This window comes from Streptomyces sp. NPDC102437, assembly GCF_044765565.1.
Taxonomy (GTDB): domain Bacteria; phylum Actinomycetota; class Actinomycetes; order Streptomycetales; family Streptomycetaceae; genus Streptomyces.
Window position 1 is genome coordinate 1 of the sequence record NZ_JBIWKI010000042.1, and the last position, 14,574, is coordinate 14,574.

A 14,574-nucleotide genomic window follows, 5' to 3' on the forward strand; every position below is an offset into this window, starting at 1 on the left:
CCGCTCGGTCAACCCGACGGACCCGTACAACCTGACCCACCCGGCCGACTACTACAAGGGCGTCCACACCACACTCGCCGGCCTCGTCTCCACCGGAGCCAACCCCGACCGGGCCCTCAAGAGCGCCTGGGACTCCGCCAAGGGCGACCCCTCCGAATTCATCGGCCGCCTCGTACCCGAAATGATCGGCACCAAGGGCAGCGGCCTGACCAAGGGCGGCCTGCGCGCCGGGATAAAGGACCTCCTCGAACGCCCGAAGGGCAAGAACCGGCACGGACACGAGCAGAACCCCGACTCCAACTCCAACCAGTGCAGCAAGGTCAAATGCGCCGGAGACCCCGTCGACGTCGCGACCGGCCGCATGCTGCTCCCGCAGACGGACATCGTGCTCCCGGGATCTCTGCCCCTGGTCTTCGAGCGAGTCTTCGACTCCTCGTACCGGGCCGGCCGCTGGTTCGGATCCGGCTGGTCGAGCACGCTCGACCAGCACCTGGAGATCGACGCGGAAGGCGTGGTGTTCAGCTGCAACGAGGGCAGCCTGCTCGCCTACCCGCACCCCGCGCCCGGCGTTCCCGTCATGCCCACACATGGGCGGCGCTGGCCCTTGGACCGGGTGGACGACGGCTACACCATCACCGACCCGGAAACCGGCCACGTCCGGCACTTCATCGACCAACCCAACCGCGAGCTGGCACTCCTGGCCCAGATCGACGACCGCAACAACCGCTGGATCGCCTTCGAGTACGACGAGACAGGCGCGCCGACGTCGATCGTGCACCACGGCGGCTACCACCTGAAACTCACCACGAACAACGGCAGGATCACCGCCCTCCACCTGGCGGGCGCCGCCCCCGACGGCACCGACCAGGAGATCCTCCGCTACGGCTACACCGACGGCCACCTCACCGAAGTCACCAACTCATCAGGCAAACCCCTGCGCTTCGGCTGCGACGAACTGGGCCGCATCACCTCATGGACGGACACCAACGGCAGTCGCTACGAATACGCCTACGACGAACACGACCGCTGCGTTCACCAGGCCGGCACCAACGGCCACCTCGAAGCCCACTTCACCTGGGACGACACCGACCCCGACACCGGGCTGCGCATGACGTCCATGACCGACGGACTCGGCCACACAACGCGATACGTGATCAACGACCGCTCTCAGGTCGTCGCCGAGATCGACCCCCTGGGAGCCGTCACCCGCCACGAGTACGACCGCCACCACCGGCTGCTGTCCGTCACGGACCCGCTCGGATACCTCAGCCGCTCCACGTACGACGAGCACGGCCGTCTCACCTCGGTGATCCGCCCGGACGGGCGCGAGTCGACCGCTGACTACAACGACCTCGGCCTACCGGTGCGCGTCAAGGGCACAGACGGGACAGTCACCCGACAGACCTACGACGAGCGCGGCAACCGCACGTCGGTCACCGATGCCTCCGGTGCGACAACGGCCTATTCGTACGACGAGGTCGGGCAACTCATATCCGTGACCGACGCGCTCGGCAACACCTCCCGCATCAGCAGTGACGCGGCTGGCCTTCCCATCGAGATGACCGACCCTCTGGGCGCCGCCACCCAGGTTGTCCGGGATGCCTTCGGCCGTCCTGCCGTCCTCACCAACCCCCTCGGCGCGGTCACACGCCTCGAATGGAACGTCGAGGGCAAGCTCTCCCGCCGCACCGACGCAGACGGCTCCACGCAGTCCTGGACGTACGACGGCGAGGGGAACTGTCTGACCCATACCGATGCCATGGGCGCCGTCTCCCGCTTCGAGTACACCCACTTCGATCTGCTCACCGCCCGCACCACGCCCGACGGGGCGCGCTACGAATTCGCCCACGACCACGGACTCCGACTCACACAGGTCCTCAATCCTCAAGGCCTGACCTGGAGTTATGTGCACGATCCGGCCGGACGCCTGATATCGGAGACGGACTTCGACGGCCGAACGCTCACTTACACACATGATGCGGCGGGCCGCTTGGTGGCACGCACGAATGCTCTCGGGCAGGTGACTTCCTTCGAGCGCAATGCGCTGGACCAGATCACGCGCAAGGAAACCGCCGACGGAGCGGTGACGACGTACGCCTACGACCTGACCGACCAGCTGGCCGAGGCGATGGGCTTCGACGGCACCCGGGTGACGATCCTGCGCGACCGTCATGGGCGTATCCGTTCGGAAACGGTCGATGGTCGTGAACTCACCTATGCGTACGATAAGTTGGGGCGCCGAACCGGACGCACCACTCCCGTCGGCGCGACGACTTCCTGGTCGTACGATGCGGCGGGCCGACGTACCGGTCTGGTGACCTCCGGTCGTCCGGTCGATAGCACGTACGACGAAGCCGGTCGTGAACTTACTCGTCACATAGGCGAGTTCATCACACTTCAGAACACGTTCGATCTGCTTGGTCGCCTCGTCGCGCAGTCAGTGACGGGAGCGGAGGAGCGAACTCTTCAACGCCGCGCCCACACCTATCGCGCGGACGGTAATCTGACCGCCCTCGACGACCACCTGGACGGCCCCCGCCGGTTCAAGCTCGACGCTGTGGGCCGCGTCACCGCAGTGCGGGCAGCCGGATGGGCGGAGACCTATGTCTACGACGCAGCGGGCAATCAGTCCTCGGCTGTCTGGCCCGCTGCACACCCCAGCCACGAGGCCACCGGCGACCGCATCTACTTCGGCACCCACATCACGCGTGCCGGGGACGTCCGGTACGAATACGACGCCCTGGGGCGCGTCGTCCTGCGCCGGAAGACTCGCTTGTCCCGGAAGCCGGACACTTGGCGCTACGAGTGGGACTCGGAGGATCGACTCACCCGGGCCATCACGCCGGATGGCACAGTGTGGCTCTACACGTATGACCCGTTGGGTCGCCGTACGGCAAAGCTACGCATGGCGATCGGCGGCGCGGCAATAGCTGAGCGGGTTACATTCACCTGGGACGGTACGACGCTGTGTGAACAAACGACTTGGGTCTCGGCGTTGCCAAGCTCCGTCACCCTCACCTGGGATCACCACGGACTGCACCCAATAGCCCAGACCGAACGCATCCTCGGGGGCGACACCCCGCAAGAGGAGATCGACTCCCGGTTCTTCGCCATTGTCACCGACCTCGTCGGAACCCCGCGCGAACTCGTCGCGGAGTGTGGGGAGATCGCGTGGCGGGCCCGCAGTACTCTTTGGGGTACCACCACCTGGAACACGGATGCATCGGCGTACACGCCGCTGCGTTTCCCGGGGCAGTACTTCGATCCCGAGACGGGGCTGCATTACAACTGCTTCCGCTACTACGATCCGGAAGTCGCGCGATATACCTCTGTCGATCCGCTCGGCCTGACCGCTGCGCCTAACGCTTCGGCATACGTTTCCAATCCCCATGTGTGGGCGGACCCGTTGGGGTTAGCGCCGTACAAGAACCAGCTGCCCAAAGAACTTGAGAAGGAACTGGCCGCTGCCGAGGCTCTTGGCGTGAGGCCACTCAAGGTCGGCGACCCTGGGTTTGAGGATGCCATCAACTCAGGCACGATTAAATGGGTGGTCGATGAGAAAGGGGAACTCCTGTTAATGGCCAAACATGTCAACGGCGTAGAGTTGAAGCATCCGGTTCTCACGCGTGGGGACAATGTTCATGCCGCAGGAGAGGCGGAGATAGCTGGATCCGAAGGATCTTACTTCGGAATGGAGATCAATAACAACAGTGGCCATTATCTGCCGTCACGGGCAAGCGTCCAGATAGGAAGAGAAGCTTTTGAGCGGGCAGGAATTCAATTCGTCGAATGAGGGTGTGCATGAGGTGGGGAGTGCGCTGAGCGGTGTCGACATTTCCAGCTTGCCCCTTGACCGGCTGGAGGTCCTCGCTGCGGCGCCAGATGATTCCTCGGAGGAGTCTCAAGCGTGGGAGCTCGTGCGTGAGCTTTCCACAATCCGGATGCGGGATACCGGTCTGAGCGTTTCCGACCGATTGCGATGGGCTCACCTGGCCCTTGCTTCGTCAGCGAACAAAGTATGGTCATCCGGTGATGAGGCTCTGGAGAGAATCTCGGAACAAGCGCATGTCCGGGCTGCGATGATTAAGATCTTCGGTCCCTCGGAAGGGGACCCCGCCAGGGATCCTCGCCAGCTCCTTCGAGATGTCATCGAGAATATAGGAACCTCCTATCACTCGGCAGCGTCGGCCGCAGAGAATTGGAGATCCTTGACGCGAGCGGAGATGCTGCGCTTGAGGAGAATCAAGAACATGCTCACTCCTCTGCATGGGTTGGAGGAATTCATCGAGTCCGACGTCTCGCTGGAGTCCGACGCCTCACTGCGAAGAGAATTGGAGCGGTGGATCGCTTTGATCCCTAAACTCCCATAAGTTGGCGGCAGTGCCCGCAGGACCCATGAGAACACCATGGGTCTCATGCGCACATGCTCTCGTAACGCGAGCCCGCCGAGCCTGGATCCACCGCGCGATATTCGCTCTGTGGACGGCGGAATGAGAAGAGGTGTCCGCAGGCCTGGGGTGATGAGAGTTCCTACGCCCTCATCAGTCCCACGAAGCAAGGCACCTCGTAAGTAGAGGTCTCCTACAGCCCGGTGAAGCTCACCGGCGCGGGGAACAGCGCCGGTTCGGCCGTCGAGGCGAAGGCCCTGTCGATTGTGGGCGGCATGATCGCCGGGGCGGACGGCATCGATGATCTGGACGCGCTCCGGCACGGTGGCACCCACGCCCCGGAACCGCCGCCCGCCCCGTTCACCGCACCCGCAGCGCGAACCACAGCTCCGTGCGTACGTCCATGTCGTCCAGGTCCACGTCCAGCAGGGACGCGCAGCGGGCGATGCGCTGGCGGACCGTGTTGCGGTGGATGCGCAGGGCCGTGGCCGTGCGGTCCCAGCTGCCGTGGAGGCTCAGCCAGCAGCGCAGGGTCTCGGTCAGCGGCTCGGTGAGCGGGGCGAGGAGGGCGCGGGCGTGCGCCTCGGCGCGGTCGGGCGGGATCAGGGCGGACAGGCCGGAGCCGCTGCCGTTGTGGTGGTGGGCCAGCGGGGTGCGGGTGGCGACGGCGCGGCCCAGGGCGCGGGAGGCCTGACCGTCGGCGAGGTCGAGGGCGGTGACGGCGGCGGGGGCGGACGCGCCGAGCGTCCAGCCGGGCTGCGGGGTGATCCGGTCGCCGCCGGGGATCAGGACCCGTACCGCGTCGCCGCCCCGGCCCGCGTCGACCAGCGCCGAACCCAGGGCGGCGCCCAGTGCTCCGGTGGTCAGCGGGTCGACCGGGCTGTCGCCGCTGCGGCGCGCGTGCACCACCGTCCACTGCTCGGCGCCACCGAGCAGCGGTGCGACGTCCTGCGGGTCCGCGCCCAGCAGCATCCGGACCAGGGCGGCCGACCGGCCCGCGGCGTCGGCGCCCTGGTGCGGGGCGGCCAGTAGGGAGAGCAGGACGACCGCGATCCCCGCGATGGTGTGGTCGCCCGCCTCGCGCCGGTCCGTCGCCAGCGCCAGGACGAGCCCCTGGCCGCCTCCCAGCGCGTACGCGGACAGATGGGTGTCCCGCAGCGTGTCGGTGGCGGACGACGGGGCGGGGCGCGACCCGGCGCGGACCACCCGGGTGAGCCTGGCCAGCGCCGCCCCGACGTCGGGGGCCGGGCGGCGGCCCGAGGCGTGCAGCTCCTCGCCGTCCGCAGAGAGCAGCGCCGACCGGCCCTCCAGCTGGGCCGCCAGCTGGTGCAGCACCGCCGGGACCGGGTCCGGCCGTGCCGCCGCCGTGGCCAGGGCCTGCTGGGCGCGCGTCACCCGGCGCAGCTCGCGGTGGCGGGCCTCGGCCATCAGCCGCCACACCGTCCGGGCGATCGCCGTGAACGGGGTCTCGGGCGGCACCTCGAGCAGCGGCAGGCCGTGCCGGTCACATGCCTCGATCAACGCCTGCGGCACCGTGTCGAACACCGGCGTCACCCCGAAACCGAGCGCCGCCGCCCCCGCCTCCATCAGCCGGTCCACGAACGCGTCCGGGTCCTTCAGCTGCACCCCGGCGCTCAGCAGCAGCTCACCGCCGAGCAGATACGGGTATGGGTCGGCCATCTCCGTGGTGTGCACCCACAGCAGATCCGCCTCCGCCGGACCGGCGATCCGGCGCAGCCCGAGCTCCTCGTGGGCGAGCAGTTCGGCGAGCGGGATCGGTGGCGTGGGCGGCGGTGCGGGCGGGGGAGTGGGCGGCTGAGCAGGCATCGGGGTCGGCCCGGCCGAGGCTTCCGGCATGGACGGTCCATCCATCAGGGACTTCGATTATGGATGAAACGTACTCTTCAGCGCCGCTTGCGGGCCACCTACCGTCTTCTTCACATAAGACATGTGCACTTGTGACCGAAATGGAGGAAGCCCATGGCCGTCGACTACGCGGCCGTCATCGGCACCGCCGCGAAGGTCATGTACCCGACGCTGCCCAGCGCCGACTCCGCGTTCGCGACCATCGTCAAGGACGAGCTGCCGATCGGCGTGCGCGGACTGGTGCTCGCCGCCGCGCTGGCCGCCGTGATGTCCGATCCTCGGCGGTCTGCTGTGGCGCCGGGGCACCGCGGCGGGCGCGCTGGCCGCGGTGGCGGCCGGCGGCCTCGCGGTGATCGGCCTGATGGCGGGATACGGAATCCTCGCCAACGAACCGGTCTACTACGGCCTGCTGGCCTCGCTCGCGGCGTACGTGATCGTCTCCCTGGCGACGAAGCCGACCGACGCGGCCGTACTCGCGGCCTGGCGCGAGCGGCTGGCGGGACGGAGTGCGACGACGCCGGAGCCGGTGCACGAGCCGGCCACGACGTAACCGTCCCCGCACGCCCCCGGGAGGGGCGGCCCCCGCCCCTCCCGCCTCGCTCCGCACACTGAACAACGCACGTAACCCGAAGGAAGGCACTTCACATGAGCAGCAACGAAACGCCGCGAGGCCCCGTCGACTCCTCCCGCGTCCCGCGGTACGCCGGACCCGCGACCTTCGCCCGGCTGCCCCGGCTCGACGAGGTCGGCACCGCCGATGTCGCCGTCGTCGGCGTGCCCTTCGACACCGGTGTCTCCTACCGGCCCGGCGCCCGCTTCGGCGGCAACGCGATCCGTGAGGCCTCGCGCCTGCTGCGCCCGTACAACCCGGCGCAGGACGCCTCGCCCTTCGCGCTCGCACAGGTCGCCGACGCCGGTGACATCGCCGCGAACCCGTTCAACATCAACGAGGCCGTCGAGACCATCGAGGCCGCCGCCGACGACCTCCTCGGCACCGGCGCCCGCATGATGACGCTCGGCGGCGACCACACCATCGCGCTGCCGCTGCTGCGTTCCGTCGCCAAGAAGCACGGCCCGGTCGCCCTGCTCCACTTCGACGCGCACCTCGACACCTGGGACACCTACTTCGGCGCCGAGTACACCCACGGCACCCCGTTCCGCCGCGCCGTCGAGGAAGGCATCCTCGACACCTCCGCGCTCTCCCACGTCGGCACCCGCGGTCCGCTCTACGGCAAGCAGGACCTGGACGACGACGCGAAGATGGGCTTCGGCATCGTCACCTCCGCCGACGTCATGCGGCGCGGCGTCGACGAGGTCGCCGACCAGCTGCGTCAGCGCATCGGCGACCGGCCGCTGTACATCTCCATCGACATCGACGTGCTGGACCCGGCGCACGCCCCCGGCACCGGCACCCCCGAGGCCGGTGGCCTGACCTCCCGCGAGCTCCTGGAGATCGTCCGCGGGCTGTCCTCCTGCAACCTGGTCTCCGCCGACCTGGTCGAGGTCGCCCCCGCGTACGACCACGCCGAGATCACCTCCGTCGCCGCCTCCCACACGGCGTACGAGCTGACCACGATCATGTCCCGCCAGATCGCTGAGGCCCGTACGAAGTGAGCCACGACCACCACGACGAGCGGCCGCAACTCACCACCGAGCAGATCGCGGCCGCCCTGAACCCGCCGGCCGGGCGCAACGGCGCCGACCTCGTCGTCGAGACCCCCACCCCGCGCACGGTATTCACGCCGACGCCCGCGAGGCGCTGTCCGACCTCCTCGAAGCGGTCGACCGCCGCGAGGACCCGTCGGCGCCGGAGCGGGTCCGTACGGTCCTCGAAGCGGTACGGGAGAGGATCGCCGCCCAGGAACTCACCCTGGAGCAGCGGCTGATCGCCTCGGTCCGCGAGGCGCTGCGGGCCCGGTCCTTCGGTGGTCGTGCTCCCGGCCCTGCTGAGGATGTTCGAGCCGACGCACCTGTAGGCATCGGCTCGGTGCCCGTCCGCGTACCCGGCTTCGGCCGGGGTGCGGGCGGGCGGGTTCATCCGCGGGGCGGGTGCTCCCCAGGGCCTGTCCCAGCGATGAGAGCCGCCTGCTCCTCCCTGCCCCGGTGGAAGTCCGGCCGCTCGTCGGGATGGAGGCTGGTGGGCACGGCCCTCGCCGGTGGCAGGAAGTCGGTCAGCGACCGGAACACCGGGTCGGCCGCCGCTCCCTGACCGCGGATCCGGGCCTGCACCAGGTACTGGACGACCTCCCGCAGGGGCTCTCGCAGAACGGGTTCCGGCCGCGCGGCAGCCTTCTCCGCGGCTCCGGGCTGTCCCAGCGCGTGGTGTTCGTTCTGCGCGAGCCGCTGCAGGGCCGCGACCGCCGCGAAGAGCCGGCCGCAGCGGTATGCCTCGGCGTGCCGGACCGGCTGAGCGCTCGTCAAGGTTCCCTCGATTCGATCAAGGTGCCGGGTCGCACCCGGTGACCGATACCCGCGCGACGGGCGACGAACCATACAGCCCAAAATGCGCAACTTTTCGGCCCGTCGTGAGTCGTTACTCACGGGTGCGCCGGGGGCGCACCGTACCGATCCACTCATGGGGGACCAGCCGCATGAAAGAACAGCCCCGCATATTCCGTCGCGCCAAGGCCGCGCTCTCCGTCACGCTCGCCGCGGGCGTGCTCGCACCCGTGGCGCTCGGCGCGGCGCCCGCCGCGGCGGCGACGCCGACGGTGAGCTGTACGTCCGGCAAGGCCGGGCTCGCCGCGAAGCTGTCGAAGGACATCACCGCCGCGCTCAAGGGCCGCAAGTCGACGACGGCCGTGGCGCTCTACGACCGCACGACCAAGACCGACTGCACCCTGCGGGCGACGACGAAGTACGACTCCGCCAGCGTCGTGAAGGCGACCGTGCTGGCGACGCTGCTCTGGGACAACAAGAAGCACAACCGCTACCTCACCCAGCGCGAGATAAACCTCTCCACCGCGATGATCACCAAGTCCGACAACAACGCGACCACCAGCCTGTGGAAGCAGCTCGGGGTGACCAAGGTCAAGGCGTTCCTGAAGGCCGCCGGGATGACGCACACCGTGCCCGGCTCCGGCGGCTACTGGGGGCTGACCCAGATCACCGCCCAGGACGAGCTGCGTCTGCTGACCCTGCTGACCGCCAAGAACTCCGTGCTGAGCGACAACGCGCGCGCCTACGAACTGGGCCTGATGCGCAAGGTCGTCTCCTCGCAGCGCTGGGGCACGCCCGCCGGGGCGCCGTCCGGGGTGACCGTTCAGGTCAAGAACGGCTGGTTGCCGCGCGCCACCCACGGCTGGCGGGTGCACAGCATCGGCGCGTTCACCGGCAAGGGGCACGACTACGCGATCACCGTGCTCACCCAGGACAACAAGACGATGAACGACGGCGTCAACACCATCCAGGCCGTCGCCCGCGCCGTGCACAAGGACCTCAACCCGGCCGTCGCCGCGAAGACCACATCGACCATCGCCCCGCCCGCCGCCCCGCAGGAAGCGGTGCCCGCGGTGCCGGAGGCCCCGGCCGTACGGATGCTCACCGCGACGCCGCGGCCGTAGGGACCGACGCCGGCGGCTCGGTGCCGGTGGGTCGGGGCCGGTCCCTACGGCCCTGACCCGCGGCCGAGCGCGCGCTCAGCCGTGCGCCCGCTCAGCCGTGGTCGGCGTAGGACCGCTCCGACCGGTCCTACGCCGACCGCCGCACCCGCCCTACGCCGATGGCCCCGTCCTCGGCCCGCCTTTGTAACGGCGGGATGAAATCCGCTGCCCACCGCGTTGGTGTCTTCCGGTAGAGCAGGTCGAACGGGGAGGCACCGGTGACGGACGCAGGGGACGTACAGGGCGCGGCGCGGGCCCCGGGATGGGCCCGGCGGTTGTGCGGGTACGCGTGGCGCTACCGGCGCAATGTGCTGCTGGCGCTCGGCTCGTCGCTCGCGGGCATGGCGGTGATGGCCCTCGTCCCGCTGATCACCAAGGTGATCATCGACGATGTCGTGGTCGGCCACACCCGGTCCCTCGCCGTCTGGACCGGGCTCCTCATAGCCGCCGCCGGGCTCGTGTACATCGCCACGTACATCCGCCGGTACTACGGCGGCCGGCTCGCCCTCGACGTGCAGCACGATCTGCGTACCGAGATGTACGGGACGATCACCCGCCTCGACGGGAAGCGGCAGGACGAGCTGTCCACCGGTCAGGTCGTCGGGCGCGCCACCAGCGACCTCCAGCTGATCCAGGGACTCCTGTTCATGCTCCCGATGACCATCGGGAACGTGCTGCTCTTCCTCATCTCCCTGGTGATCATGGCGTGGCTCTCGCCGCTGCTCACCCTGGTGGCGATCGCCGTGGCCCCCGCCCTCTGGTTCATCGCCCGCCGCTCCCGCACCCGGCTCTTCCCCGCCACCTGGTACGCCCAGGGGCAGGCCGCCGCCGTCGCCGGAGTGGTCGACGGGGCCGTCTCCGGGGTCCGGGTCGTCAAGGGGTTCGGGCAGGAGGAGCAGGAGACCGGCAAGCTGCGCGAGGTGGGGCGCAAGCTGTTCGCCGGGCGGCTGCGGACGATCCGGCTGAACTCCCGCTACACCCCCGCCCTCCAGGCCGTCCCCGCGCTCGGCCAGGTCGCGATGCTGGCCCTCGGCGGCTGGCTCGCCACCCGGGGCGAGATCACCCTCGGTACGTTCGTGGCGTTCTCCACGTACCTCGCCCAGCTCGTCGGACCGGTCCGGATGCTCGCCATGGTCCTCACCGTCGGACAGCAGGCCAGGGCCGGCGTCGAACGCGTACTGGAACTGATCGACACCGAGCCGACCATGAAGGACGGCACCAAGGACCTCCCGGCCGACGCTCCTGCCAGCGTCGAGTTCGACGACGTACGGTTCGGCTACGACGCCGAGCGCCCCGTACTCGACGGGTTCTCGCTGACCATCGAGCCCGGCGAGACCGTCGCCGTCGTCGGCGCGTCCGGCAGCGGGAAGTCCACCGTCTCGCTGCTGCTGCCCCGCTTCTACGACGTGACGCACGGCGCCGTCCTGGTCGGCGGCCACGACGTCCGCGAACTGACCCAGCGGTCCCTGCGCGCCGCCATCGGCCTCGTGCCGGAGGACAGCTTCCTGTTCTCCGACACCGTCCGCGCCAACATCGCCTACGGATTCCCCGACGCCACCCAGGAGCAGATCGAGGAGGCGGCCCGCGCCGCCCAGGCCGACCGGTTCATCGCGGAGCTGCCCGAGGGCTACGACACCAAGGTCGGCGAGCACGGGCTCACCCTCTCCGGCGGCCAGCGCCAGCGCGTCGCGCTCGCCCGCGCCATCCTCGCCGACCCCCGGCTGCTCCTCCTCGACGACGCCACCTCCGCCGTCGACGCCCGTGTCGAGCACGAGATCCACGAGGCGCTGCGCCAGGTCATGGCCGGGCGGACCACCCTGCTGATCGCCCACCGCCGCTCCACCCTCGGCCTCGCCGACCGGATCGCCGTCCTGGAGCACGGCCGGCTCGCCGACATCGGCACCCACGAGGAGCTGGAGCGCCGCTCCCCGCTCTACCGGCGGCTGCTCACCGACCCCGACGAGCTGGGCGGCACCTCGCCCGGACACCAGCGGCTCACCCCCGCCCCCGACACGACCCCCGAGGACGAGCGCGCGCTCCAGGAGGAGCTGGACGCCGAGTTCGACGCCGAGCGCGGCATCAGCCCCCACCTGTGGGTCCGCAAGGAGGAGCCGCGCGACACCGGCGCGGCCGGCATGCCCGCCACCCCCGAACTGCTCGCCCAGGTCGAGGCGCTGCCGCCGGCCACCGACACCCCCGACATCGACGAGGCACGGGCCGTCGGTGCCGAGGACTCCTACGGGCTGCGCAGGCTGCTGCGCGGCTTCGGGCTGCCGTTGCTGGTGAGCCTGGTGCTGGTCGCGGTCGACGCGGGCGCCGGTCTGCTGCTGCCGGTGCTGATCCGGCACGGCATCGACCAGGGCGTCTCGCAGCTCGCGCTAGGCGCGGTCTGGGCGGCGTCCGCGCTGGCCCTGGTGGTCGTCCTCGTGCAGTGGGCCGCCCAGATCGGCGAGACCCGGATGACGGGCCGCACCGGCGAACGGGTGCTGTACTCACTGCGGCTGAAGATCTTCGCGCAGCTGCAGCGGCTCGGCCTGGACTACTACGAGCGCGAGCTGACCGGCCGCATCATGACCCGGATGACGACGGACGTGGACGCGCTGTCGACGTTCCTGCAGACCGGTCTGGTCACCGCCTTCGTCTCCGTCGTCACCTTCTTCGGCATCATGGTCGCGCTGCTGGTCCTCGATGTGCAGCTGGCCCTCGTGGTCTTCGCGACGCTGCCGGTGCTGGTCGTCGGCACGTTCTTCTTCCGCCGCAAGAGCGTCAAGGCGTACGAGCTGGCCCGTGAACGCATCAGCGTCGTCAACGCCGACCTTCAGGAGTCCGTCTCCGGGCTGCGGATCGTGCAGGCGTTCCGGCGCGAGCACGACGGCACCCGGCGGTTCGCGGAGCGCAGCGACCACTACCGCGAGGCCCGGGTCCGGGGCCAGTGGCTGATATCGGTCTACTTCCCGTTCGTGCAGCTGCTGTCGTCGGTGGCCGCGGCCGCCGTCCTGATCGTCGGCGCGGGCCGGGTCGACAACGGCACGCTCACCACCGGGGCGCTGGTCGCCTACCTGCTCTACATCGATCTGTTCTTCGCCCCGGTCCAGCAGCTCTCCCAGGTCTTCGACGGCTACCAGCAGGCCACCGTCTCGCTCGGCCGCATCCAGGAGCTGCTGCGCGAGCCGACCTCCACCGACGCCGCGGACGAACCGCTGGACGTGCGGTCGCTGCGCGGCGAGATCGCCTTCGAGGACGTGTCCTTCGCGTACGGCTCCGGCGACGGCGCCGAGGAGGCCCTCATCGGGGTCGACCTGCGGATACCGGCCGGTCAGACGGTCGCGTTCGTCGGCGAGACCGGCGCGGGCAAGTCCACCCTCGTCAAGCTCGTCGCCCGGTTCTACGACCCCACGGGCGGCCGGGTCACCGCGGACGGCACCGATCTGCGCCGCCTCGACCTCACCGCGTACCGGCACCGGCTCGGCGTCGTACCGCAGGAGGCGTACCTCTTCGCGGGCACGGTCCGCGACGCCATCGCCTACGGGCGGCCCGAGGCCACCGATGCCGAGGTGGAGGCGGCGGCGCGGGCGGTCGGCGCCCACGACATGATCGCGACGCTGGACGGCGGCTATCTGCACGAGGTCGCCGAGCGGGGCCGAAACCTCTCGGCCGGCCAGCGCCAGCTGATCGCGCTGGCCCGCGCCGAACTCGTCGACCCGGACGTCCTGCTGCTCGACGAGGCGACCGCCTCGCTCGACCTGGCCAGCGAGGCCCTGGTCAACCAGGCGACCGACCGGCTCACAGGCCGCCGCACCACCCTGGTCGTCGCCCACCGGCTGACCACGGCCGCCCGCGCCGACCGGGTCGTGGTGATGGACCACGGCCGGGTCGTCGAGGACGGTACGCACGACGAACTCCTGGCCAGGGACGGGCACTACGCCGTGCTGTGGCGCACGTTCGTCGGGGAGGACGAGCCCGCGCAGGTGTGAGAGCCGGGCCCGTCCGCCGGTCAGTCGCCGATGCCGGAGATCTTTCCGGTCCGCAGGTCCGAGCGGACGGTCAGGTACGAGTACGTGGGGTGCTTGCCGCCGCTCCAGGTGAGCCGCACCGTCGACCAGGTGTGGCCGGCGGCGCTGTCGCCCGCGGTGACCCGGAAGGCGAGCGGGGTGTTCTGGGCCCGGAGCACCCCGTCCGCGTGGTTGCGCCGCTCCCAGGTGTTCAGCTCGGAGCGCAGCCGAGGGGTCAGATAGAAGGTCCGCAGGGAGGTGGCGAGCCGTCCGCCGTCCTCGGTGGAGTCGGAGACGGCATCGATGTAGGCACCGTAGAAGTGGGCGACCTGCTGGTAGGCGGGGGACCCGAGGTCACTGCGTACCGACGCGGCGGTCTCCGGGGCCTGCGGGGCCGCCGCCACTGCCGGGACCGCTGCGACGGCGGTGAGGAGAGCGGAGGCGAGCAGCGTCCGGCCGATCTGGCGCCGGCTGCGAGGACCCGGGGTGTCGCGAAGCTGAAGCATGGGCAGTACCTGCCTTTCGTATGGCTCTGTCCTGTTGGAGTCATGCTGTGGCGATTCGGTTGCCCGGAGGGGGAGCGCGCCGTATGCAACCTCCGGATGGCCTCCTGCGTCGTACGCATGTATGCGTATGCGTCGCGCAGGGGCGTAAATGTTCGATTGGTGATGGGGTTACTGGTGATCAGAGGGGTGCGTAAGTCCGGAAAGGTCGCATTGTCCGACG

Annotated in this window: 7 protein-coding genes and 2 pseudogenes; 6 read left to right on the forward strand and 3 right to left on the reverse strand. The window is 69.8% G+C overall.

Going from position 1 to position 14,574, the window contains the following annotated elements; translation table 11 throughout:
* A partial coding sequence (locus ACIRJP_RS34400) for a DUF6531 domain-containing protein (RefSeq protein ID WP_404182973.1) occupies nucleotides 1-3,793 on the forward strand: 3,793 nt, incomplete at its 5' end.
* A gap of 955 nt (nucleotides 3,794-4,748) precedes the next feature.
* Here the strand turns inward: ACIRJP_RS34400 and ACIRJP_RS34405 are convergent.
* Nucleotides 4,749-6,245 carry a PucR family transcriptional regulator ligand-binding domain-containing protein gene (locus ACIRJP_RS34405; protein ID WP_404182976.1) on the reverse strand — a complete coding sequence of 499 codons (1,497 nt, stop codon included), beginning with the start codon at nucleotides 6,243-6,245 and terminating at the stop codon, nucleotides 4,749-4,751.
* Between the two features lie 141 nt (nucleotides 6,246-6,386).
* Here ACIRJP_RS34405 and ACIRJP_RS34410 point away from each other — a divergent pair.
* The 3 genes and pseudogenes from ACIRJP_RS34410 to ACIRJP_RS34420 all read left to right on the forward strand — a co-directional run.
* Nucleotides 6,387-6,804 (forward strand): annotated as a pseudogene (locus tag ACIRJP_RS34410) (hypothetical protein); the annotation flags it as partial.
* Nucleotides 6,805-6,899: 95 nt separating this feature from the next.
* Nucleotides 6,900-7,868: an agmatinase gene (gene speB, locus ACIRJP_RS34415; RefSeq protein WP_124717598.1), complete on the forward strand. Its 969-nt coding sequence runs from the start codon at nucleotides 6,900-6,902 to the stop codon at nucleotides 7,866-7,868.
* 106 nt (nucleotides 7,869-7,974) lie between these two features.
* A pseudogene (locus tag ACIRJP_RS34420) lies at nucleotides 7,975-8,163 on the forward strand (thiamine pyrophosphate-binding protein); the annotation flags it as partial.
* 125 nt (nucleotides 8,164-8,288) lie between these two features.
* Here the strand turns inward: ACIRJP_RS34420 and ACIRJP_RS34425 are convergent.
* On the reverse strand, nucleotides 8,289-8,675 hold the full coding sequence (locus ACIRJP_RS34425) for a hypothetical protein (protein WP_404182980.1): 387 nt from the start codon (nucleotides 8,673-8,675) through the stop codon (nucleotides 8,289-8,291).
* 170 nt (nucleotides 8,676-8,845) lie between these two features.
* Between ACIRJP_RS34425 and ACIRJP_RS34430 the strand changes: the two genes are divergently transcribed.
* Nucleotides 8,846-9,817 (forward strand): serine hydrolase, encoded by a 972-nt coding sequence (locus ACIRJP_RS34430; protein WP_404182983.1) that lies wholly within the window; start codon nucleotides 8,846-8,848, stop codon nucleotides 9,815-9,817.
* A gap of 257 nt (nucleotides 9,818-10,074) precedes the next feature.
* The gene (locus ACIRJP_RS34435; protein WP_404182986.1) at nucleotides 10,075-13,830 is read left to right on the forward strand and encodes an ABC transporter ATP-binding protein; all 3,756 of its coding nucleotides are present in this window, start codon (nucleotides 10,075-10,077) and stop codon (nucleotides 13,828-13,830) included.
* A 20-nt stretch (nucleotides 13,831-13,850) separates the two neighbouring features.
* Here the strand turns inward: ACIRJP_RS34435 and ACIRJP_RS34440 are convergent, their stop codons facing one another.
* On the reverse strand, nucleotides 13,851-14,354 hold the full coding sequence (locus tag ACIRJP_RS34440) for a hypothetical protein (protein ID WP_404182989.1): 504 nt from the start codon (nucleotides 14,352-14,354) through the stop codon (nucleotides 13,851-13,853).
* Nucleotides 14,355-14,574: the final 220 nt, after the last annotated feature.

Bases quoted from the DNA above. Each gene is read 5' to 3' on its own strand.
- ACIRJP_RS34440 (WP_404182989.1), bottom strand. From the start codon at position 14,354: ATGCTTCAGCTTCGCGACACCCCGGGTCCTCGCAGCCGGCGCCAGATC.
- speB (WP_124717598.1), top strand. From the start codon at position 6,900: ATGAGCAGCAACGAAACGCCGCGAGGCCCCGTCGACTCCTCCCGCGTC.
- ACIRJP_RS34405 (WP_404182976.1), bottom strand. From the start codon at position 6,245: ATGCCGGAAGCCTCGGCCGGGCCGACCCCGATGCCTGCTCAGCCGCCC.
- ACIRJP_RS34430 (WP_404182983.1), top strand. From the start codon at position 8,846: ATGAAAGAACAGCCCCGCATATTCCGTCGCGCCAAGGCCGCGCTCTCC.